Origin of the sequence: Micromonospora sp. WMMC273 (assembly GCF_027460285.1) — a bacterium.
GTDB classification, from domain to species: Bacteria; Actinomycetota; Actinomycetes; order Mycobacteriales; family Micromonosporaceae; genus Micromonospora; species Micromonospora aurantiaca.
Window position 1 is genome coordinate 3,446,137 of sequence record NZ_JAPZBE010000001.1, and the last position, 22,561, is coordinate 3,468,697.

A 22,561-nucleotide genomic window follows, 5' to 3' on the forward strand; every position below is an offset into this window, starting at 1 on the left:
GCGTGGGCGACAGCGGAGGTCACTACCTGTCGTAGACGGTCACCGGGATGCCGCGGTCGGACAACGCACGCCGGATCAACGGCTCGATCCGTTGCCACGAGCCGCCGGCCAGCCCGCAGCCGATGCGCGGCATGTGGACCGACGCGCCCAGTTCCTCGGCGTGGCCGGCAACTGTCGCGAGGCAACGCTCCACCGCGTCGTACCGGATCGGCGGCCCGGCGCTGCCCCGGCGCATCCCGCGCTGGCCCAGCATGTTGGCCACCCACAGGTCCGGCGCGACCCGGACCAGCCGGACGGCACCCAGCCCGAAGTCGTTGCCGGCCCGGTGCCACTCCCGGTAGTCGCGTTCCGGCTCCGGCCAGCGCCGCGAGACGGCGAGCACGAAGCCCTTCCCCCACCCGCCGAGATCGTTGCAGACGTGGGCGACGATCTTGGGGCCCTTCGCCTGCGGGCTCGTCGCGTCGCCGCGCACGATCCGGAACTCCGCCATGCCCCGCATGCTGCCGCAGGGGTACGACGCTCAGCGCTGGGGGCGGGCGCCGACGCTCGGCCGGTCGGCCGGAGTCCGGCCCTGCCAGGGCCAGCGACCGTCCAGCTCCACCTCGAGGGAGAAGCTGAGGAACGTGCGGACCAGCACGATCAGCGCCAGCACGCCGACGCTGGTGAACGTGGGCGACACCGCTACCGTCCGGATGATGTCGCCGCCGACCAGGAACTCCAGGCCGAGCAGGATGGCCCGGCCGACCCCCTGCCGGTACGCCCGGTAGTGCGCGACCACCTGACGGGTCCGGGCGCAGCGCACCGCGAACACCGCCGTGGCGACCGCGACGCCGACCGCGATGACGAACACCCCGGCCAGGTCCAGCAGCGCCCCGACGTGCTGGACGATCTCCTTCGTCGACACCCGGCACCCCCGCACCAGCCTGGCGTACGGCCGGTCGCGGGGGCGGCGTTTCCGCGCTCCCGGTCGACGGGAGCGCGGAGCATGCTCAGTCCTGAGCCTGCCAGCGGTAGAAGACGGTGGCCACCGAGTCCTGCGGGCCCTGCCACTTCTCCGGCCGGTACGGCTCGATGTACGGGCCCAGGTCCTGCATCACCTTGCCGAAGGCGGGCTTGTCGCCGTGCTGGTCGCGGGTCGCCTCGGCCGCCGACGACTCCTGTTCGAGCAGGTGCACGTAGACGTCGTCGATCGAGTAGAGCCAGCGCCCGGTGACGCCGAGGTCGGTCGGGAGCGACCCGGCGTCGGACTCGCCGAAAACCCGGGCCACGTCCGGCTCGGCGCCCGGCTTGATCCGCCCGACGATCACGGTGAGCGTGGTGTCGACTGGCGGCGCCCCCTCGGGCGCCCAGTGGTAGAACTCCTTCGCGACCGAGTCCGACGGGTTCTTCCAGTAGCGCGGGTACGGGGTGACGTACGGGCCGATCTCCTCGGCGATCTTCTGGAAGGCGGGCAGGCCACGGGTCTGCCCGGAGATCCGCGGGTCCTGCTCCCGCTCGATCACGTGGATGTAGAGGTCGTGGTGCGACAGCAGGTACCGGCCGATGACGCCCAGGTCCTGCGGCCGGGTGGCCTGGTCGTAGTGGCCGAACACGCCGCCGACGATCTGTTCGCTGCCGGGGACCATGTGACAGACGATCACGTTGCGGAAGACCATGACTGCTCCTTGATGATTGCGACGAGGACGGGGGCGCGCGACGGCGGCGCCGTCATGCGGTGAAGGTGACGGGAAGTTCCAGCAGGCCACGGAACGGCGAGGCGGCGGGGAGTCGGCGCACCTCGGCCAGCGGCACGCCGAGACGCAGTCCGGGCAGCCGGCGCAGCAGCGCGCCGAGCGCGAGTTCGGCCTCCATCCGGGCCAGCGAGACACCGAGGCAGTAGTGGACGCCGTGCCCGAACCCGAGGTGCGGGCCCCGGACCCGGCGCAGGTCCAGCCGGTCGGGGTCGGCGAAGTGCGCCGGGTCGTGGTTGGCCGCGTTGATCGCCACCCCGACGATCGCGCCGCGCGGGATGCGTACGCCCTGGTAGTCGACGTCCTCGGTGGCGATGCGCGGGCTGGCCACGGGCAGCGGCCCGTCGAAGCGCAGCAGCTCCTCGATCGCGGCGGGCAGCAGGCGGGGCGAGTCGCGCAGCAGTTCCATCTGCTCGGGGTGGGTGAGCAGGGCCAGCACGGCGTTGCCGAGGAAGTCGGCGGTGGTTTGGTGCCCGGCGAACAGCAGCAGGAACGTGGTGGTGACCAGTTCCGCCTCGGACAGCGTCCCGTCCTCGTCGACGGCCTTGATCAGCGCGGCGATGATGTCGTCGGCCGGGTCGTCGCGCTTGGCGCGGACCAGCCCGGCCAGGTAGTGGTGCAGCCGGAGCTGGGCCTCCTGCACCGCGGCCCGTTCCTGCGCCGGCGGCCGGCTGGTGGAGCCGGAGGTGCGGATCACCTGGGTCCAGTCGAGCACCCGGTCGTGGTCGGCCGGCGGCACGCCGAGCAGTTCGCAGATGACTGTCATCGGGAGCGGGATGGCGAACTCGTGCATCAGGTCCGCCTCGCCGTGCGGCGCCATCTTGTCGATGAGCTGGTCGACGGTCGACGCGATCCGGGGGCGCAGCGCCTCGATCCGCCGCGGCGCGAACGCCTGCGACACCACCCGGCGCAGCCGGGTGTGCTCCGGCGGGTCGGAGTTGAGCATGTTGCGGTTCAGGCCCTCGGAGTTCGGGCCGAAGATCTTCAGGTAGTGCTGCCCCGGGCCGTACAGGTCCTTGGACAGGCGCGGGTCGGTCAGCGCGGTGCGGGCGTCGTCGAATCGGGTGATCAGCCAGGAGTCGAAGCGCGGCGAGCCGACCGGGCAGACCGGCCGGTCGGAGCGCAGCCGGGCCAGCGCGGGGTACGGGTCGGCGGCGAACGCGTCGGTGTAGAGCTCGTTCGCCGGCATCACGTCGTCGGTCATCGCCTCTCCCCCGGCTCGCCGGCCACGCTGTGCAGCACCTGGTAGGTGTGCCGGTCGGCGGACTCGCGCAGCTCACGGATCATGCTCAGCAGCCGGTCGCGGTGCGTGCTGCGGCCGAACGCGTCGAGCCGCTCGCGGTCCGCCCAGTCGCTGATGATCAGGTAGCTGCGCGGGTCGTCGGCGTCGCGAACCAGGTCCTGGTGCAGGCAGCCGTCCAGCGTGCGGATCTGTTCGGCCGCGGTGAGCCACTCCGCCTCGAAGCGCTCCTCGCAGCCCTCCCGGGTCCGCATCGACAGCACGGTCCGGACCCGGCTCACCGGACACTCCCGAAGACCAGGTGCAGGTGCTTGCGCAGCGCGTCCGGGTCGACCGGCGCGCCCCGGAACCCGATGTGCCCGTCCGGGCGGATCAGGTACAGACCGGTGCCGGCCAGCCCGTACGCGCCGCGGAAGCGGCGCTCGGCGTCGCGCACCACCGGCGGGTCGAGCAGTCGCGGTTCGTCGGCGTCCGGGTCGAGCAGCAGGTACGCGTCGAGTTCCCCGCCGGCGAGCCGCCGCGCGTCGGCGCACAGGCCGGTGACCGCGGTCAGTTCCTCCGTGCCGGCCGTGCGGTCGGCGTAGAGCAGCAGTGTGTGCCGGGTGCCCCGGGTCAGGTCACGCAGCCGCAGCGGGTGGCCGACGCCGCGCCGGCGCAGCCCGTCCACGTCGGGCGCGATGTCGCCGGGACGGGGCGCGTCGCCGAGCGCGGCCGGGTCGGCGACGGTTTCCCCGACCAGTGGGCTGCCGGCGTAGCTGAGCAGCATGGACATCTCCTGGAGGAACTGCCGTTCCAGGTCGGCGCGGTCCACCTCCTCGGTGCCGGCCATCCGTACCGCCCGGCCGACGATCTCCTCGCCCTCCGGCCGCCGCTCGGTCTCGTAGCTGTCCAGCAGGCCGGGCGCGGCCAGCCCGCGTACCGCCAGGGCGAGCTTCCAGGCCAGGTTCCAGGTGTCCTGGATGCCGGTGTTCATGCCCTGGCCGCCGGCCGGCGGGTGCAGGTGGGCGGCGTCCCCGGCGACGAACACGCGGCCCTCGCGGTAGCGGTCGACGATGCCGTGGCTGATCCGGAACACCGACGACCAGCGCAGGTTGCTCGCCCGGGTGCCGGGCGGCGCCAGGCGGTCCAGCGCGGCCTGCACGTCCTCGATCGTCGGTTCGTCGAGTTCCTCGCTGAACCCGGGCGGGGCGTCGCGGCCACCGGTCTGGGCGAAGAAGCGGGGCGGCGCGAGGGTGGCGATGCGGTAGCGGTGCTCGCCACGCAGCGGTACGCAGACGAGCATCCCGTCCATCTGCCCGTCGGTCATGTGCAGGAACCGCAGCAGGTGCCCGTCCGGCATATCCCAGTCCACGTCGACGTCCACCAGCATGAACAGTTGCGGGAACCGGCCCAGCCCGCCGGTGAAGGTGAGCCCGAGCCGCTCCCGTACCCGGCTGTGCGCGCCGTCGGCGCCGACCAGGTACGCCGCGCGTACCGTCTCGGTGCCGCCGTCGGCGGTGCGGACGGTGGCGGTCACGCCGTCGGCGTCCTGGGTGAAGTCGACGAGTTCGGCGCCGCGCTGCGGGCGGACGCCGAGGGTGGCCAGCCGGTCGGTGAGGATCCGTTCGGTCTCGTACTGCGGCAGGCCGAGGTGGTCGTACGGCAGGCCGGGCAGTTCCCAGCTCATCCGGTGGGTCTGCTCGCCGTTGACGAAGACCGTGTTGCCGGTGAGCCAGATGCCGGCGTCCATGGCCTCCCGGACGACGCCCTGCTCCTCCCAGATCTCCATGGTGCGGCAGTGCACGCCGATCGCCTTGTCGGCGTGGCCGGGCGGGGTGGCCTGCTTGTCGATCACCAGGCAGTCGATGCCCCGCCGGGCCAGCTCGACGGCGGCGGTCAGCCCGGTGGGACCCGCCCCGACGACGAGTACGTCTGTTGTCCTGTGCACGTCGGCCTCCCAGCCCGTGGTGGGGTGTCGGCGGCCGTCCGCGTCTGGCACGACGTGGAACAGCCGGCGCCGGATGTCGAGAAGGAACGGCGCGATCGGCCCGGCCTGCGCGGAGGCGTGGGCCGGGTCGCCGATCCAGGCGAGGAACGGCGCGGAGCCGTCCCACTCGGCGAAGATGTGGTGGATGTCCGAGCCGGGCGCCCGCAGCAGTTGTTCGCGGCGGTAGCCGGGTATCGCCGCCATCCGCCGGACCACCTCGGGGTAGCCCTTGTGGAACTCGGCGAGCCGGTCGAGCGGCACTGTGAGTTCGACGTCCACGTAGACCGGACCCGTCCCGTCCCCGGTCTCCCGCATCAGGGGGTAGCCGGGATCGCCGTCCGGCTCGGTCAGCGGCCGGAACAGGTCGGCCAGGCGGGCCGCCACCGGCCCGCGCCGGTACGCGCGCAGCGCCGCGTCGTCGGCCCACTCGGTGACGACGACGAAGCCGCGCGGGTCGAGGGCGTCGCGCAGCAGCTCGTGCCGCAGGTTGCCGGGCAGTGCGCCGAGCTGCCCGGCGACCGTCTCGAAGGCCGGCCCGACCGCGGGCTCGCAGCCGGGGCGCGCGCGCAGCCGGAGCATCGTCCTGATCATGCAGCCCCCTCGAACGGTGCGGTCGTCGTGCCGCGACCCTGCCGCAGCGCGCGTCACCGCCTCGTCACCGTCGGCCCGCCGGACGTCCGGCCCCGGTGACGCCGCCGGGACGGCGCACGCTTATTGCAAAGCTTTGGCAACAAGCCTCGACAGGGCCGCGGTCGGTAACTATCGTGAGGGGCATGACTCCTTACGATCTGGATGTACGGGCCTGGCAGGAGAGCTGGGACCGGCAGCAGGAGGCGTACCTGCCCGACCGGGAGCACCGCTTCGCGGCGATGCTCGACGCCGTCGAGGCGGCCGCCGGCGACCGGCCGCCACGCGTCCTCGACCTCGCGGGCGGCACCGGATCGATCAGCCTGCGGACGCTGGCCCGCCGGCCCGACGCCGAGGTGACGGTGCTCGACCTCGACCCGGTGCTGCTCACCCTCGCCGAGGCGGCGCTGGCCGGGCGGGCCACAGTGGTCACCGCCGACCTCAACCGGTCCGACTGGGCCGCCGCGCTGCCGCACCGCGACTTCGACGCCGTGCTCACCGCCACCGCCCTGCACTGGCTCGACGGCCCGCGCCTCGCGCGGTTGTACGGCGAGATCCGCGACGTGCTGCGCCCCGGCGGGGTGTTCGTCAATGCCGACCACATGCCCGACGAGGCGCTGCCGACGCTGACCGGCCGGCTGCACACCCGGGCGGGCGCGCTGCGGGCGGCCCGGCACCGCGCGGGCGCGGCGCTGTCCTGGTCGGACTGGTGGGAGCGGGCAGCCGACGATCCGGTGCTCGGTCCGCTGGTGGAGAAGCGACGGCAGATCTACCCGACCGGGCACAGCCCGGAGTGGAACCCGCCCGCGGCATGGCACCTGGACGCGCTGCGCGCGGCTGGCTTCACCGAGGCCGGCGTGCTCTGGCGCGGCGGCGCGGACGCCGCCGTGGCGGCACTGCGCTGATCCCGGCGGCACGCCCGGCGCGGCGGCCGACGCCACGCGTGCCGAGAGCGGCGGGCGGCGGGCGGTCAGGACAGCAGGCGGGCCAGTTCGGTACGCGAGCGCACGCCCAGCCGGTGGAAGACGTTGCGCAGGTGGTGGTCGACGGTCCGGGTGGACAGGCACATCCGGGTGGCGATCTCCCGGTTGGTCGCCCCCTCCGCGACCAGCCGGGCGATGTGCAACTGCTGCCCGGTCAGCAACTGCTCCGGGCCGCGCCGCACCGGCCCGACCGACTCCCCCGCCGCGCGTAGCTCCTCCCCCGCCCGCTCGGCCCACACGGTGGCGCCGAGCAGCGTGAACGCCTCCCGGGCCCGGTGCAGGTGCGCCCGGGCGTCCCGGGGGCGGCGCCGGCGGCGCAGCTCGCGACCGAACAGCAGCTCGGTGCGGGCGCGCTCGAACCGGTCGGTGTCGGCCGGGTGCAGCCGCAGCGCCGCGTGGAACTCCCGTTCGGCCTCCGGGCCGCCGCGCGGCGCGAGCAACGCCCGGCAACGCGCCGCCAGCGCCCGCCGCGACGGGCTCGCCGTGCTGCTGGCCCAGTGGTCGAACACGGCGAGCGCGGCGGCCGGCCGCCCGCCGTCGTGGGCGGCGGCCTCGACGAGGTACGGCGTGGCCATCACCTGGACCAGCACCTGCCCCCGGCCGGTGCCGGTACGGGCGAGCGCGGACAGCCGGGCCACCGCGTCGGCGTACCGGCCGTCGATCAGGTCCAGCACGCCCAGCGCCCAGCGGGCGTACGCGTCCGGCCGGCTTCCCGGTGCGGCGCCGTCGCCGATCTCGGCGATCCGGGCCAGCGCGGCGTCCCGGTCGGCGCGGACGGCGGCCAGCACGGCGAGGATGCCGAGATGTACCTGGGCGCAGACGTGCTGGCCGGTGGCGCGGGCGGCGCGCACGCCCTCGCGGGCGGTCTCCGCCGCCGCCTCGTGCCGGCCCAGCCAGTACTCGGCGACTGCTCGCAGTTCCAGCGCTCGGGGCAGCAGGGACAGCTCGCCGCGCGCGCGGGCCACCTCGACCGCCCGGCCGGCGAGCCGGTGCGCGGGACCGTCCACGGCGACGAGCAGGGCGGCCGCGGCGGCGCAGACGAGCGCGCCGGGAGTGAGCGCGGGCCCGGTCAGCCGGCCGCCGAGGACGACGACGCGGCGCAGCGCCGGGCCGCCACGGGCGTGGTCGCCGCGCAGCGTCGCGCCGACGCCCGTAGCGAACGTGGCCAGCAGGTCGAGGTCGGGCGGGTCGCCGGGCCGACGCAGCGCCTCGGCCCGGCGGGCCACTTCGGCGTACCGGTACTGGTCGCCGGTGACGCAGATGGCCTCGCCGGCGCGGACCAGCGCGAGCAGCGCGGCCCGCCGGTCGGTCGGCGCGACCACGTCGGCGGCGGCCAGCAGCGTGGCGACCGCGGCGGCAGGCGCGTCGCAGCGCAGTTGCATCTCGCCGCGGAGCAGGTCCGCCCGGCTGTGCGCCGGCCCGGCGGTCAGGCGGCGCAGCAGCCCCCGGGCCTGGTCCGGGTCGCCGGCGGTCCAGGCACATCGCGCGGCGGCGATGGTCAGCTCGGCGGCGCGCCCTGGGTCGGGGCTCAGCTCGGCGGCCCGGCGCAGCACGACCGCCGCGGCGGCGCGGTCCGGCACCTCGTCGACCGCCGCGCTCAACTCGGCGGCGAGCGTGTCGGCCGGACAGTCGGCGGCGATGGCGTGGCGCAGCGCCCGGCCCAGCGCACCCTCGGCGAGCGTGCCGGCCAGCAGCAGGTGGGCCGTGCGCAGGTCGGCGAGCGGCGCGACGGCGGTGATCATCGTGCGGGCGAGCGGGTGCGGAAACGTCACCCCGCCCGGCCCGGTGCGCAGCAGGCCGGCGGCCTCGGCGGGCGCGAGCGCCTCGACGGTCAGGCCGGCCGCCCACGCGGCGCGGACCAGCGTGGCCGGGTCGTCGCCGGGGTCGAGCGCGGCGAGCAGCACCAGGCGGCGGGTCGGTTCCGGCAGCAGGTCCAGGCGAGCCCGGTACGCGGCGGCGAGCGTGCCGTCCACCGGCGGCGTGCCGGGCAGCGGCGCCTCGCCCCGCCACTGGACCGGGGTGAGCGTGCCGGCCAGGTCGGCCAGCGCCGCCGGGCTGCCCCGGCTGAGCGCGGCCAGCGCCGTGGCCACCGCCGCGGGCGGCCGCTCCCGCAGGCCGGCGAGCATGGCGTGGCACTCGTGGGCGTCCAGCGGGCGCAGCCGGTGGGCGGGTACGCCGTCGACGGTGGCCGGTGCGGTGGCGGTCAGCAGCATCGCCACCGGCAGCCGGCGCAGCCGGCGCGCCACCACCGCCAGGGTCCAGGCGCTCTGCGGATCGCCGATGTCGAGGTCGTCCACCGTGCACAGCAGCGGCCGGTCCGCCGCCGCGGCGGCGAGCAGGGACCGCACCGCCGCGGCCAGGGCCAGGCGCTGCTCGGCCGGGCACCCGTCGCCGCCGAGCGCGCGGCGCAACAGCCGGCGTTGCCGCACCGGGAGCGCGGTGTCCGCGTCCAGCACCGGGTCGAGCAGGCGGTGCAGCCCCGCGTAGGGCAGTGTCGCCTCGTCGGCCAGGCCCGCACCGGCGAGCACCGTGCGCTCCCCCGCCCACCTGCGGGCGTACGCCAGCAAAGCGCTGCGCCCGGAGCCGGGCGGCCCGTGGAACAGCAGCGCACCGCCGTCCTCGCGGTCGAGAAGCCGGCGGATCGCGTCGCACTCCTCGTCCCGGCCCCACAGGCCTATATGCACTGTCGATGCAGAAACCATGCATGCAGTGTCACAGATGGGCAACCCGTCGGAAAAGAGGCGGACACGCTCCCGGGGTGGTCGCCGTGGCGACCACCCCGGGAGCGGACCGGATTCAGGCGCTCGGGCAGGTGTTGCGGTACTCCTGGATCGCCGACCCGCTCGGGCCGGGGCAGAGGAACTGCTCGTAGCGGGTGTCGTCGTCGACGAACCGCTTCAGCCAGGCGACCATCTGCTTCGCCGTCGGCGTGTTCGTCGTCTGCGGGAAGAAGTGGCTCGCGCCGTCCAGCTCCAGGTACGCCTTCTCGGACGACGCCGGGATGCTGTTGTAGAACGGGATCGAGTGGGTCGCCACCGGCGCCACACTGTCGGTCTCGCCGCCGATGATGAGCGTCGGCACCCGCACCTCGGACCAGGTCTTGTCCAGGTTCCACGGCGCCAGCGGGACGGCGGCCTGCAACGACGGCCGGGCCGCCGCCGCCTCCAGGCTGCCGCCGCCACCCATCGAGTGCCCGGCCACGGCGAGCCGGGACGAGTCGATCCGGCCGCGCACCGAGCTGCGCTCGGTCAGGTAGTCCAGCGCGGCCAGGAGCTGGCGGCCCCGGCTGTCCGGCTGGTCCAGCCGGGTGTTGGTCTCGATGCCGATCACCACGAAGCCGTGCGAGGCGATCCGCGGCCCGAGCCAGCTCAGGCTGGACCAGGAGGCGGTGTAGCCGGGCGAGATGGCGACCGCGCCGAAGGTGCCCTCGGCGGTGCTGGTCGGGTAGTAGATGACGCCGCCGCCGAAGCCGGTAACGCTCAGCGAGGAGACGTTTATCGACGAGGTGGCGAACGGGCCGCGGCTGGCCTCCAGGATGGCGCTCGTGGGCGCCGGGCCGCGCTCGTAGGGGCTGGCGGCGTTCGCCGCGGCCGGCACGGCGAGGGCGCCGCCGGTGGCGAGCAGCGCGGCCACGGCGAGGCGGGCGAGGGCACGGACGGGGGTACGGACGGGGGTACGGGAACGGGTGGTGGTGGGCACGTCGGTCACTCCTTGCGCCGGAATTACATCGACATGCGTCAGCATCGATGCCCGGCCGCCGGTGCGCATCGGTGAAATCACCGGTCCCCGGGCGGTGACCCGGCCGTGACATGCACGGCGGACGATTGCCCCATGCATCCGACGCGACGGCACCTGACCCGGCGGCACCTGCTCGGCGCCACAGCGGCAGCGGGCGTCACCGGCCTGGCCACCGGCTGCGACCCGGACCGCCCGGCGGGCGGGACCGCGGCGTCCGACGACGCGCCCGCCCTGGATCCGGCCAGTTGGGACAACGTCCGCGCCCAGTTCGCGCTCGACCCCTCCCGGGCGCACCTGGCCACGTTCGTCTTCGCCCCGCACCCGGCCCCGGTACGGGCCGCCGTGGCCGTCCACCGGGCCGGCCTCGACCGGGACGCTTCCGGCTACCTGGCCGCGCACGAGGAACGGCTGGACCGCGCGGTGCTCGCCGCGGCGGCCGGGCACCTCGGCGCCCGCTCGGACCACATCGCGCTCACCGACTCCACCACCATGGGCCTCGGCCTGGTCCACAGCGCGATCCGGCTGCGACCGGGCGAGGAGGTGCTGACCACCGAGCACGACTTCTACGCCACGCACGAGGCGCTGCGGTTGCGCGCCGAACGCGACGGGGTGACGGTGCGCCGGGCCCGCCTCTACCGGGACGCGGCCACGGCCACGGCGGACGAGATGGTCGCCGGCCTGACCGCGGCGCTCACGCCCCGCACCCGGGTGGTGGCGCTGACCTGGGTGCACTCCAGCACCGGCGTGAAGCTGCCGGTACGCCGGCTGGCCGAGGCGGTCCGCGAGCGCAGCCCGGAGGCGTTGCTCTGCCTCGACGCGGTGCACGGCTTCGGCGCCGACGCGTCCACACCCGAGCAGCTCGGCTGCGACGTGCTGGTCTCCGGCTGCCACAAGTGGCTGCTCGGGCCGCGCGGCACCGGCCTGGTCTGGGCCGCCGAGCGGGCGTGGGCGCGGATGACGCCGGTGATCCCGACCTTCGACGGGCGGGCCATCGGGCGTTGGATGGCCGGCGGGACCGGCGGGGCGCCCGTGCCGCCGGGCCTGGCGCACACGCCCGGCGGCTACCACAGCTTCGAGCACCGGTGGGCGCTCGCCGACGCGTTCGCGTTCCACCGGCGCATCGGCCCGGCCCGGGTCGCCGAACGCACCCGGGAGCTGGCGAACCGGCTCAAGGATGGGCTGGCCGGGATCCGGGGCGTCCGGCTGGTCACGCCGCGCGCAGCCGACCTGTCCGCCGGGGTGGTCTGCTGCGAGGTGGCGGGCGTGCCGGCGGACCGGGCGGTGGACCGGCTGCGGTCGGCCGGCGTGATCGCCAGCAGCACCCCCTACCGGCCGTCCTACCTGCGCTTCGGCGCGACGATCGCCAACGGCGAGCAGGACGTGGATTCGGCGCTGCGGGCGGTCCGCACGCTGGTCTGAGCCGGCCCGGCTGTCACTCGGTGAACTCGCAGAAGGACAGCACCCTGTCGAACCGCCGTGCGGCGAGGTCGTCGTGGCGGATCAGGAACCGCGCGTTGACGTACTCCTCGTCCGGTACGCCGAACTGGGCCAGCGGCACCCATTCGCGCATCACCCGCTGTTCTTCCTCGTACCGGGCCACCATCCGCTCCGCGCGGGGCAGGGACCACCCCTGCTGAACCCGCTCCGGGTCCATCATGATCACCTCGGGCGGATCCTGCGCGGAGATGGTGTAGCCGCCGACGAAGACGTCGTGCTGAATCCACCAGTCCCGCTCCGGCCAGAGCTGCTCGACCAGCGCGCTCATCTCCTTGCGATGCGGCATGTCGCGCAGGAGCTGGATCTGGGTGTCGCACAGCCACTCCTCCGAGCGGTCGAGCCAGTCCGGCAGCTCCGCCTGGACGGCCGCGTACATCTCGTGCTCGGGGGTGAGGAAGGACTCCCGGGCGGTCCCGGCGGGTAGGACGTACTCGCCGTCGGCCGTCTCGGCGCCGGCCGGGACGTACACGACCCGCGAGTACGCCTTCTCGTTCTCGATGCCGCAGGCGTCCTGTGCGCCCTCCTGGTCGAGGAAGAACAGCAGCGTGCCGTCGGCCGGCAGGGCGAGGTCGGGAACCCGGGGCAGCGCCGCGCAGTCGAGCCGGAGCAGGAACGGCAACGGCAAGCCCGCCGGGCACGTGGGCCACGGCATGCCCACCGGCAGCCGCGGCCGCCCGCCCCGCCGCCCGGCGTGCACGCCCTCCTCGCGCTGCCAGGCGTGGATCCGGAACCGGATCAGCTCCGCGAAACGGGCCACCTCGTCCTCGGGCACACCCTGCTCGATCGCCGTCCGCCGGAATTGATCTCTCTCGTTCATGATCGTGGAGGGTAGCCGCACCGTCCGACATGGAGCGTGGACCGGGATCAGGGCCCGGTACGCGGCCGCACCGCCGGCGACCAGGTCACGTCGTAGCGGTCGGCTGCCACCGCCTCGGCGAACGCGGTCGCCGCCGCCGGTGAGCCGGCGATGCGCCAGTCCTTCTCCTTGTCCACCTCGAACCAGATCAGCCCGATCAGGCCCGGATAGCGGGGCAGGGCGCGGAACGTGTCCCGGATCCACCGCGCCTTGTGCCCGGCGGCGTCGGCCGCGCCGGTCTCGGTGACCACGAGCGGCTTGCCGGTGACCTTGCGGACCTCCGCGATCGTCGGGCCGAAGATCTGGTCGAACGACCAGTACGTCTTGGTGAACGCGCCGCTGCCGTAGTAGCCGGTGACGCCGACCCAGTCGACGTACTCGTCGCCCGGGTAGAGCCCGGTGACCCCGGCGGTCGTCTTGTCCCAGCGCGCGTTCGGGCTCCACACCCAGGTGACGTTCGTGGCGCCGGCGGCGGTGAAGACGTCGTGCACGTGCCGCCAGGCGCGGACGTAGTCGCCGGGGCGGTTGCCGTTGGCCCGCTCGCACCAGGGGTACCAGTCGCCGTTCATCTCGTGCGCGAAGCGGATCGCGACCGGGTAGCCCAGCGACCGCACCCCCTCCGCCCAGGAGCGCAGGTACGCGTCGAAGTCGCCGCGCGCGATCCGGGACAGCCGGTAGTCCGGCTGGGTGGCGCGCAGCCGGTCGATCTGCCTGTCGGTCAGGTCGGTGCGGCGGGCCGCCTTGTCGACCGTGTGGTCCCACGGCTCCCAGCCGAGCATCGGCATCATGCCCCGCTCGGCGATCCGGTCGAACAGGCTCCGGTCGAACTCGGCCGACGCCCAGTCGGCGCCGAAGAGCATCACCTGCGGCGCGCGCCCGGCCGCCTCGGCGAAGCTGTCGACCGGCGCGAAGTCGTACGGTCCCTTGTCCGTCATCACGCCGAAGAACGCCTGCCCGGGCGGCGGGAACGGGCCGCCGCGCGGGCTCGGCACGACCGCCGCCGGCACGTCGGTGCTCGCCTGCGGCGTCGCCGGGGCGGGCCGTTGCGCCGAGGCGTCGGTGCCCGGGTCGCGCCACGCGCCCGGCGCCACCACGAAGGCGTACGCGAGCAGCAGCAACCCGGCCAGCGCCAGGCCCATCCGGGGCAGCGTCGGCCTCAGCACGGCACACCGCCCTCGGTCACGGTCCGGGGTACCACCTGCGGTTCCCGGGCCGGTTCGGCGGCCCGGTCCCGGCGGGCCCGCAGACTCTCCGCCCAGGAGATCAGCGGCGGGGCGAGCCCGGTCAGCAGCGTCAGCACCGGCCAGACCCGCAGCAGCGGGTAGTCGTGATCCAGCGCGAAGCTCGCCGCGAGCAGCCCGGCGGCGGCGAGCGCCCAGCACAGGTGCAGCCGGAACGTACGCGCCGACTCGACAGTGCGCAGCGCACCCTTGGCGGTGACCACGAAGCCGAGCTTGCGGCGCAGCAGCGCGCCCACCGCGGCGGCCACGTACACCGGCCCGGCGAACAGGGCGAGCGCCATGCCGACCATGCCCACCTCCTCCCGCTCGTGCGGGGCGATGTTGAATCGGCGCAGCCACAGCCAGAGCAGGAACCAGGTGCCGATGGTGGAGCCCCACAGCGTTGCCCAGATCTGCGGGTCGAGCCGGCCCGCGTCGACGCCGGTCAGCAGGTAGAGCGCGGTGGCGGCGTTGCCGAGCAGCAGGCTCACCGCCACGCTCGGGTAGTAGAACTGGAGCAGGCGGTACTGCCAGCGGCGGCGGGACGGCAACTCGCGCGGCGTACGCAGCTCGCGGCGGAGCAGGATCTCGCAGATCCCGGCCGCCCAGCGCTTCTGCTGGTTGAAGTAGTCCGCCCAGGAGGTCGGTCCCTCGCCGAGCGCCACCACGTCCGGGGTGTAGACGCCCTTCCACCGGTTGCCGGTGGCCGGGTTGACGGCGGCGTGCACGCGGATGCTGGTGAGGTGGTCCTCGATGATCGAGTCCTGGTAGCCGCCGATGGTCCGCCAGGCCGCCGGGCGGTAGAGGTGCCCGGTGCCGGTCAGCAGCGGCGCGTCCAGTCCGTTGCCGCCGCGGGCGATCAGCCCGTTGTAGAGGTACTGCTGCACCGAGGCGCCGTGGGCGACGAAGTTCTGGTGCATGTTGCCGTACACCTGGGGGGTCACCACGAACGCGACGTCCGGGTCGCGGAAGTAGCCGAGCGTGCGTTCCAGGAAGTTCGGCAGCGGCACGTGGTCCGGGTCGACGTTCGCGACCACGTCGTAGCGGTGCTCGTGCTCGGCCCGCCAGGCGTTGTGGTTGCCGGACTTGGTCCGGGCCCGGAACTCGCCGCCGGGCCGGTTGTACTCGGGCCGGCCCTTGCGGGTGAAGTGGCGGACGCCCAGCCGCGCGGCCATCGCCCGGACCGCCGGGTCGTCGCCCTCGTCGAGGATCCACACGTCGACGTGCCCGCAGTAGACGATCTCCCGCAGCCGGCGCAGTGTCCGCTCGGCGACCTCGATCGGCTCCTTGCTCGGCACGATCGTGGTGAGCAGGGCGACCCGCAGGCCGACCGGCGGGTCGACCGGCACCGGGTCCCGGGCGTGGTAGGCGAAGACCCAGACCACCACGTTCTGCGCCAGGCGGATCAGTTCGACGCCGACGACGACGCAGAACGCGAGCCGGGCGGCGACGGTCTGCCAGCCGCCGAGGCCGACGACGCCGGGCCCGGGCACGTGCTGGGGCAGCAGCAGCCAGCCGACGAAGACCAGGCCGGCGGCGCTGTTGACGAGCACCAGCAGCGTCAGCACCAGCCGCGCGGCGACCGAGGCGGTGGGGCGGAACTCGACCGCCGCGTCGGGGCGGCGGGGCGGTCGCAGCGGGCCGGCGGTGGCACCGCAACGGGCGTACGCGAGGCGGGCGCGGACGTTGCGCTGCCGGCGGTCCGGATCGGCCGGCGTCCCGGGCGGGACGGGCGCGATCGGGCGGGCACCCGGCGGCCCGGCCGTCGTGGCGCGGGACGGGCGTGTATCGGCGGCGACGGCCACGTTTCCCCCATGGTCTGCAGGCTCTGGAGCCGACCGAATGCTAAGCCGACAATTAACCGCAAAAGGGGCGAATCAGGCGGAGGTCGCCCGATCGTCGACGGTCACCACGGGAGCTGGTCCGCCACGGCGAGCAGCGCGACGAGAGCCAGCACGGCGACGGCCCCGGCGACTCGTGCCCGGGACAGGGCGACCCCGCCGAGCACCGCCCAGGCCGGCACCGTGAACAGCAGGTTCGCCGCCGACCAGACCGGCGCGGCCTGCGCCAGCGCCAGCAGTCCGAGCGCCGGCACCAGCGCCCAGGCGGTGCAGATCGCGGCGGCGTACCGCAGCGGAAGGCTGAACAGCGCCAGCCCGGCCAGCACGCCGCCGAGCACGGCGACGCCGAACAGGTCACCGGGCGTGGCCGCCAGCACGGCGGCGCCGGGTCGCACGCCGGACGCCAGATGACCGCCGTCGCGCAGGCCGGCGGCGAGCAGCGCGGCGGCCGGGAGCAGCCCGAGGACCACCGCGGCCAGCCACCTGACGGCGACACGGCGACGGAACGCCAGCACGATCCAGCCGTGGCCGGCGAGCAGCAGCAACGCCACCGGCTGGCAGAGGCCCAGCAGCAGCACCGCGCCCGCGTAGGGCATGAGCCGCCGCAGGGCCGGCCGGTCCAGCGCGGGCACCAGCAGCCAGGTGGCGAGTACGGCGGCGAACACCGCCAGGGCGTACGGCTGCGCCTCCTGCGCGTACCGGATCGAGGTCGGCAGCACCGCGAAGATCGCCCCGGCCGCCAGGCCGGCGGCGGGCGTGGCGATCCGGGCGGCGAGCGCGCCGACGAGCGCCGCGGCCCCGATCATGGCCAGCAGCGACGGTACGCGCAGCGCCAGGTCGGCCGCGCCGAACAGCGCCGCCCAGCCGCGCAGGAAAAGGTGGTACGGCCCGAGCGCGACCTCGTCGCCGGTCAGGGCGGCACCGATCCCCGGCCACGGCGACGTGATCGCGCGCCGGGTCGCGAGTTCTCCGGCGCTCGGCGCCGACGCGGTGATCCGGGCGACGCCGAGCGCACCCGTGAGGGCCGCCGGCAGCAGCCAGGCCGCGATCCGCCAGCGCCACGCGGCGGTCGCGGCGCGGGCGGTGGCCCGGCGCGGCCGGTCCTCGCCCCACGGGTCCTCGACCGCGGCGTCCCCGAGCCGGGGCAGGACCATGGTGTCCGCGTCCATCATCGTGACTCACGCATCCCTGTGGGTGCCGGCGACCGGGATCCAGCCGGGGCTGGATGACATCCTGGAGCCTACTGAGCCAAAAACGACATAACGCCAATATGAGATGAAAGGGTCCGCCGATCGCCCCGTGGACGACCGGCGGACCCGGCTCAGCGAAGGTCGACGGTCGTCCAGCGGGGCGAGGCGGCGGTGATCTCTACGGTGTCGCCGGTCAGCGTCGTCCGCGCCTGGACGTCGCGCCGGGCGCTCGTGCCCACCCAGACATCGACCTCTCCGGGCTCCACCACGCGCGTGAGCGTGCGGTCGGTGAAGGCCAGCCGCGTGTTCGGCACGGTCAGCTCGACGGTCACCGAGGCGCCCGGCTCCAGGCGCACCCGCCGGTAGCCGAGCAGCTGCGCCACCGGCCGGGTCACCGAGGCGACCAGGTCACGGCCGTAGAGCTGCACCACGTCGTCACCGGCGACCGGGCCGGTGTTCGTCACCCGCACCGACACCTTCAGCGCCTCGCCGGTCGGCACCTCGGCCGGCACGGTCAGGTCGGTGTACGCGAACGTGGTGTAGGACAGCCCGTGCCCGAACGGCGCGACCGGCGTCGCCGGCAGGTTGGTGCCGTTCATGCCCGCCCCCAGCTTCGGGTGCAGGTACGAGTACGGCTGCGCGCCCGCCGAGCCGGGCAGGGTGACCGGCAGCCGGCCGGACGGGTTGACCCGTCCGGAGAGCACACCCGCGATCGCCCCGGCGCCCTCCTCGCCCGGGAAGAACGTCTGCACCACCGCCGCGCACCGGGACAGCGCCCAGCCGAGTGCGTACGGGCGGCCGGTGAGCAGCACGAGGACGACCGGGGTGCCGGTGTCCAGCACCGCCTCGACGAGCTGGCGCTGCACGCCGGGCAGCTCCAGGTCGTCCCGGTCGCAGCCCTCGCCGACGGTGCCGCGCCCGAACAGGCTGGCGTGGTCGCCGACCACGAGGACCGCCACGTCGGCGGCGGACGCGGCGGCGAGCGCCTCGTCGAACCCGGACCGGTCCGCCGAGTCCACCTCGCAGCCGGTCGCGAAGGTGACCCGGTCGGCGCCGAACTCGGCGCGCACCGCCTCCAGGACGGTCGGCACCTCGAAGCCGGTCTCCACGCCCGGGTGGTGGGCCAGCACGTGGTTGAGGAACGAGTAGCAGCCGAACAGCGCGCCCTGCCGGTCGGCGTTCGGCCCGACGACCGCCACCCGGCGGCCCGCCGGCAGCGGCAGCACGCCCTCGTTGGCGACCAGGACGACCGACTCCTCGGCGAGCCGGCGGGCGATCGACCTGTGCTCCGGCGAGTCGAGGTCGATCGCGCCCGGCGGCTCGTCGTCGAACGTGGCGTCGAGCAGCCCGAGTTCCTGCTTCTGGCGCAGGACGCGCAGCACCGCCCGGTCGACGAGCGCCTCGTCGACTCTGCCCGTCCGCACCGACTCGGTCAGGGTCAGGAAGGCGTCACCGGTGGGCAGCTCGATGTCGAGGCCCGCGCTCAGCGCCTGCACGGCCGCGTCCGCGTTGTCGGCCGCGACGTGGTGCAGCAGGTTGAGGAAGGCCACGCCGTAGTAGTCGGCCACCACCGTCCCGTCGAAGCCCCACCGCTCCCGCAGCAGATCGGTGAGCATGGTCGGATCGGCGGCGACCGGCACGCCGTCGATCTCCGCGTACGAGTGCATGACGCTGCGCGCGTCGCCGTCCCGGATCGCCATCTCGAACGGCGGCAGCAGCACGTCGGCGAGTTCCCGGGGACCGGCGTGCACCGGGCCGAAGTTGCGCCCGGCCCGCGAGCCGGAGTAGCCGGCGAAGTGCTTCAGCGTCGCGAGCACGCCCTGCGACTGGAGTCCCCGCACGTACGAGGTGCCGATGGTGCCGACGAGGTACGGGTCCTCGGCGATGCACTCGTCGACCCGGCCCCAGCGGGGATCCCGGATCACGTCCAGCACCGGGGACAGTCCCTGGTGGATGCCGAGCGCGCGCATCGAGGCCCCGATCGCCGCCGCCATCTCGGTGACCAGCTCCGGGTCGAACGCGGCACCCCAGGCCAGCGGCGTCGGGAAGGTCGCCGCCTTCCACGCCGACAGGCCGGTCAGGCACTCCTCGTGCACGATGGCCGGGATGCCCAGCCGGGTGCCCGTCACCAGGTCCCGCTGGAACTTCCACAGCCAGGCGGCGCGGGCGGCGGCGTCGACCGGACGGGTGCCGTAGGCGCGGGTGAGGTGACCCAGGCCGTGCCGGGAGAAGTCGTCGAGCCGGCCGCTGTCGGCGAACTCGCCCTGCAGGGGCGCGACCGCCTCACCGTCCTCCTTCTCCCAGAACCCGACGAGCTGCGCGACCTTCTCCTCGATCGTCATCCGAGCGAGCAGTTCCCGTACGCGCGTCTCGGCGTCGTGTCCGTCCGGCCGGTCGTGGTCCGAACCTGCCTGAGCCGGTACCGGCCCGTCCACCACCGCGTGGACCTCTGTCATGGTGTGCCTTTCCACTGGTTGTGCTGGTGCCGCCGCCGCTCAGCCCTTGACCGCGCCCTGGAGACCGCCCACGATCTGCTTCTCCGCCAGGGTGAAGAACAGCAGCGCCGGCAACATCGCCAGCGACGTGAAGGCGAGGACTCCCGCGGTGTCGGTGGTGTACTGGCTGGAGAAGTTCTGCACGCCCAGCGGCAGGGTGTGCAGGTTGACGTCCCCGAGGACGAGCAGCGGCAGGAGGAACGCGTTCCAGCTCGCCACGAACGCGAGGATGCCGACGGTGACGACCGCGGGCCGCGACAGCGGCAGCACGATCCGCCAGAGGAAGCCGAGCCGGCCGGCGCCGTCGATGGCGGCCGCGTCCTCCAGCTCCCGCGGGATGGCCGACAGGAACGGCCGCAGGATGACGATCGTCAGCGGCAACGAGAAGGCCACCTGCGGAAGGATCACCGCGTAGTAGGAGTTGATCAGGTTCAGGTCGCGCAGCATGAGGTACAGCGGCAGGATCGCCGCGCCGGCCGGGAACAGCAGGCCGAGGGTGAAGAAGGTGTAGAGCCCTTCGCGGCCGCGGAACGTGTAGCGGGCGAGCACGAACGCGGCGGTCATGCCGAGCACCACCACGCCGAGCGTGGTGCCGAGGGCGACCACGGCGCTGTTGAACGCCTGCTTCCAGAAGTCGCTCTGGGTCAGCACCCGGTAGTAGTTGTCCCAGACCCACGGGTCCGGCAGGCCGGCCGGGTCGTCCACGATCTGCGGCGTGGTCCGGAAACCGCCGACGACGACGTACACGACGGGTGCGATCGACACGGCCGCGACCGCGAGCGCGATCGCGTACGTCAGCGGCGAGCTCCACTGCACCGGCCGGCGCCCGGCCGAGGGGGCGGATACGGAGTTCACGGCCACTGTCACTTCCCCTTCCGGGTGATGGCACCCTCGATGTCCCGGCGGAGCAGGAACCGCTGGAACAACAGCGCCGCGACGAACGAGATGGCGAACAGGATCACGGCCACCGCGTTGCCGTAGCCCCAGAGCCGGGCGAAGAAGCCGTTGTCCACCATGTACGTCGCCATCGTGGCCGAGGCGCCGAGGGACCGTACCGCCGGCACCGAGGTCACCCAGATCATGTCGAAGACCTGCAGCGAGCCGATCATCGACAGGAACATCCAGATCCGGATGGTGGGGCCGAGCAGCGGCAGCGTGACGTGGCGCTGGATCTGCCACCAGCTCGCGCCGTCGATCTCGGCGGCCTCGTTCAGCTCCTGCGGCACGTTCGACAGGCCGGCGAGCAGCAGGATGATGGCGAAGCCGACGTACTTCCAGGTGAGGACGAACAGCAGCGTCCAGATCACCACGTCCAGGTCGGCCAGCCACGCCTGCACCAGGCCGCCGAGCCCGATCGACTGCAGCAGCGCGTCGAGCGTGCCGTTCTCGGTCAGGATCAGCTTCCACATGATGCCGACGGTGACCTCGGCCAGCACGTACGGCACGAACACCAGCAGGCGGAACGCCGAGCGCCCGCGGAAGCGGCGGTTGAGCAGGAGGGCGATGCCCAGCGCGACCGGACCCTGGATCAGCAGCGACCCGAACACGATGATCGCGTTGTTGCGCAGCGCGTCCAGGAAGATCGGGTCCTGGAAGGCGAGCGTGTAGTTGCGGAAGCCGACGTACTCGGTGGGCGGGCCGACGCCGCGCCAGCGGAACAGGCTGTAGTAGAACGCGAAGCCCATCGGCACGAGCACGAACATCACGTAGATGACGACCGCGGGCGTGGTCAGCCCGATGATCTCGTACCACTTGCGACGGGTCTCGGCGCGGCGGGAGGCGGCCCGTGCGCCGCCGGGCCGGAGGCCCGCCGGCGGCGCTTTCGCGCCGACGGCGGGCGTACGGGTCTGCGATGCGGACGTCACTTGCTTGCGGCCGCCTTCATGGCCGAGACGACCTTCTCAGGTGTCCCGTTGCCGGCGAAGATCGCGACGATCGCGTCGTTCATCGCGGTGCCGACGGTGCTGCCGAAGGCCGTGTCCAGCCAGAGCTGGACGTAGGTGGCCGACGCGGTGGACTCCAGGATGGACTTCAGCGCCGGGTCGGTGACGCCGTCGGCAGCACCCTTGGCGACGGGCAGGCCGGTGCCGGTGGCGGCGTAGCCCTTCTGCACCTCGGGGCTGACGATGTACTTGAGGAACTCGACGCACTCGGCCGGGGCGTTCTTGGCGCAGGCGAAGCCGTCGCCGCCGCCGAGGGCCGCCTTCGGGTCACCGGCGGAGCCGGAGATCGCCGGCACCGGGAACCAGCCGAGGAACTTGCCCAGGGCCGCCTTGTCGGTGGCGACGGTGTCCAGCGTGCCGCGGTTCCAGTCGCCCATCAGCTCCATCGCGGCCTTGCCGTTTGCCAGAAGGCCGTTGGCGCTGGTCGGGTCGTTCTGACCCGGTGTGGCGATGAAGTTGTTCTGGAACGGCTTGGTGTCGATGAAGGTCTTCAGGTCCTGGCCGGCCTTGACGAAGCACGGGTCGTCGAAGGTCCGGTCCTTGGAGGCCTTCTTCAGCGTGTCGACCGAGCAGGCACGCAACGCGAAGTTGTACCACCAGTGCGCGGCCGGCCACTTGTCACCGGCGCCGAGGGCGATCGGAACGACGTTGATCGCCTTGAGCTTGGTGACGGCGGCGTTGAGCTCGTCGAAGGTGGTCGGCGGCGCCGTGATGCCCGCCTTCGCGAACATGTCCTTGTTGTACCAGATGCCCTCGATGCCCATCCGGAACGGCAGGCCGTACTGCTTGCCCTCCACCTGCCAGATCTCGGCGGCGCTGCCGATGTCGGCCACCTCGCCCTTCACCTGGTCGGTGATGTCCTTGAGGTAGTCGGCCTCGACCTGCTCGCGCATCTCGCCGCCGCCCCACGCCTGGAAGATGTCCGGCGGGTCGTTGCTCAGCAGCGCGGCGGGGAGCCGGGTGCGCTGGAGCTGGTTCGTCTCGATCGCCTCGATCTCGATCTTGACGGTCGGGTGGGCCGCGGAGAAGTCCTTGGCGACCTTCTCCCAGTACGTCTTGCCGGGTCCGTCCTGCGACGCGTTGTGCCACCAGGTCAACGTCACCGGGTTCTTGTACAGCTCGCTCTCGGCGGCCTTCTCCTCGTCGCCACCACCACTGCACGCGGAGGCCAGCAGAGCGCTTGTCACAAACAGTGCCAGGGCGGCACCAGCACGGCGCTTCATCACCACAGATGT

At 73.7% G+C, this 22,561-nt stretch carries 18 protein-coding genes; 2 read left to right on the forward strand and 16 right to left on the reverse strand.

Annotation, left to right across the window (positions count from 1 at the left end; translation table 11 throughout):
• Positions 1 to 22: 22 nt before the first annotated feature.
• The 6 genes from O7611_RS16210 to O7611_RS16235 all read right to left on the reverse strand — a co-directional run bounded on the left by O7611_RS16210 (position 23) and on the right by O7611_RS16235 (position 5,515).
• Positions 23 to 490 (reverse strand): macro domain-containing protein, encoded by a 468-nt coding sequence (locus O7611_RS16210; RefSeq protein ID WP_269697154.1) that lies wholly within the window; start codon positions 488 to 490, stop codon positions 23 to 25.
• A 30-nt stretch (positions 491 to 520) separates the two neighbouring features.
• Entirely contained in the window at positions 521 to 904 is a 384-nt protein-coding gene (locus O7611_RS16215) for a DUF1622 domain-containing protein (protein ID WP_194799129.1), read from the reverse strand.
• Between the two features lie 85 nt (positions 905 to 989).
• A complete protein-coding gene (locus O7611_RS16220) occupies positions 990 to 1,655 on the reverse strand; it encodes a TcmI family type II polyketide cyclase (protein WP_269697155.1) in 666 nt (221 codons plus the stop codon).
• A gap of 52 nt (positions 1,656 to 1,707) precedes the next feature.
• Positions 1,708 to 2,934 (reverse strand): cytochrome P450 family protein, encoded by a 1,227-nt coding sequence (locus O7611_RS16225; RefSeq protein ID WP_194799127.1) that lies wholly within the window; start codon positions 2,932 to 2,934, stop codon positions 1,708 to 1,710.
• Positions 2,931 to 3,251, reverse strand: coding sequence for a putative quinol monooxygenase (locus tag O7611_RS16230; RefSeq protein WP_194799126.1), 321 nt, complete (start codon positions 3,249 to 3,251; stop codon positions 2,931 to 2,933). Before O7611_RS16230 ends, O7611_RS16225 begins: the two co-directional genes overlap by 4 nt.
• A complete protein-coding gene (locus O7611_RS16235) occupies positions 3,248 to 5,515 on the reverse strand; it encodes an FAD-dependent oxidoreductase (RefSeq protein ID WP_269697156.1) in 2,268 nt (755 codons plus the stop codon). The genes O7611_RS16230 and O7611_RS16235 overlap by 4 nt, the downstream gene beginning before the upstream one ends.
• A 194-nt stretch (positions 5,516 to 5,709) precedes the next feature.
• On the opposite strand from O7611_RS16235, the gene O7611_RS16240 reads away from it, so the two are divergent.
• Positions 5,710 to 6,468, forward strand: a complete 759-nt coding sequence (locus O7611_RS16240; RefSeq protein ID WP_194799124.1) for a class I SAM-dependent methyltransferase — start codon at positions 5,710 to 5,712, stop codon at positions 6,466 to 6,468.
• 65 nt (positions 6,469 to 6,533) lie between these two features.
• Here O7611_RS16240 and O7611_RS16245 read toward each other — a convergent pair whose 3' ends face one another.
• Positions 6,534 to 9,248, reverse strand: coding sequence for a helix-turn-helix transcriptional regulator (locus tag O7611_RS16245; protein WP_269697157.1), 2,715 nt, complete (start codon positions 9,246 to 9,248; stop codon positions 6,534 to 6,536).
• Positions 9,249 to 9,342: 94 nt separating this feature from the next.
• On the reverse strand, positions 9,343 to 10,245 hold the full coding sequence (locus O7611_RS16250) for an alpha/beta hydrolase family protein (RefSeq protein ID WP_269697158.1): 903 nt from the start codon (positions 10,243 to 10,245) through the stop codon (positions 9,343 to 9,345).
• A gap of 132 nt (positions 10,246 to 10,377) precedes the next feature.
• Here O7611_RS16250 and O7611_RS16255 point away from each other — a divergent pair, with 132 nt between their 5' ends.
• The gene (locus tag O7611_RS16255; RefSeq protein ID WP_194799121.1) at positions 10,378 to 11,703 is read left to right on the forward strand and encodes an aminotransferase class V-fold PLP-dependent enzyme; all 1,326 of its coding nucleotides are present in this window, start codon (positions 10,378 to 10,380) and stop codon (positions 11,701 to 11,703) included.
• A 13-nt stretch (positions 11,704 to 11,716) separates the two neighbouring features.
• On the opposite strand, the gene O7611_RS16260 is transcribed toward O7611_RS16255, so the two are convergent.
• From O7611_RS16260 to O7611_RS16295, 8 genes are all read right to left on the reverse strand, one after another.
• Positions 11,717 to 12,598, reverse strand: coding sequence for a YwqG family protein (locus O7611_RS16260; RefSeq protein ID WP_269697159.1), 882 nt, complete (start codon positions 12,596 to 12,598; stop codon positions 11,717 to 11,719).
• 47 nt (positions 12,599 to 12,645) lie between these two features.
• Positions 12,646 to 13,800 (reverse strand): glycoside hydrolase family 26 protein, encoded by a 1,155-nt coding sequence (locus O7611_RS16265; protein ID WP_269697160.1) that lies wholly within the window; start codon positions 13,798 to 13,800, stop codon positions 12,646 to 12,648.
• Positions 13,794 to 15,662, reverse strand: coding sequence for a glycosyltransferase family 2 protein (locus tag O7611_RS16270; RefSeq protein ID WP_194799118.1), 1,869 nt, complete (start codon positions 15,660 to 15,662; stop codon positions 13,794 to 13,796). Before O7611_RS16270 ends, O7611_RS16265 begins: the two co-directional genes overlap by 7 nt.
• A 101-nt stretch (positions 15,663 to 15,763) precedes the next feature.
• The gene (locus O7611_RS16275) at positions 15,764 to 16,870 is read right to left on the reverse strand and encodes a glycosyltransferase family 39 protein (RefSeq protein WP_269697161.1); all 1,107 of its coding nucleotides are present in this window, start codon (positions 16,868 to 16,870) and stop codon (positions 15,764 to 15,766) included.
• A 149-nt stretch (positions 16,871 to 17,019) separates the two neighbouring features.
• Positions 17,020 to 19,344: a beta-glucosidase family protein gene (locus O7611_RS16280; RefSeq protein ID WP_269697162.1), complete on the reverse strand. Its 2,325-nt coding sequence runs from the start codon at positions 19,342 to 19,344 to the stop codon at positions 17,020 to 17,022.
• A gap of 39 nt (positions 19,345 to 19,383) precedes the next feature.
• Entirely contained in the window at positions 19,384 to 20,250 is an 867-nt protein-coding gene (locus O7611_RS16285; protein WP_269697163.1) for a carbohydrate ABC transporter permease, read from the reverse strand.
• Positions 20,247 to 21,248 carry a carbohydrate ABC transporter permease gene (locus O7611_RS16290; RefSeq protein ID WP_194799114.1) on the reverse strand — a complete coding sequence of 334 codons (1,002 nt, stop codon included), beginning with the start codon at positions 21,246 to 21,248 and terminating at the stop codon, positions 20,247 to 20,249. The genes O7611_RS16285 and O7611_RS16290 overlap by 4 nt, the downstream gene beginning before the upstream one ends.
• Positions 21,245 to 22,513: an extracellular solute-binding protein gene (locus tag O7611_RS16295; RefSeq protein ID WP_269697164.1), complete on the reverse strand. Its 1,269-nt coding sequence runs from the start codon at positions 22,511 to 22,513 to the stop codon at positions 21,245 to 21,247. Before O7611_RS16295 ends, O7611_RS16290 begins: the two co-directional genes overlap by 4 nt.
• Positions 22,514 to 22,561: the final 48 nt, after the last annotated feature.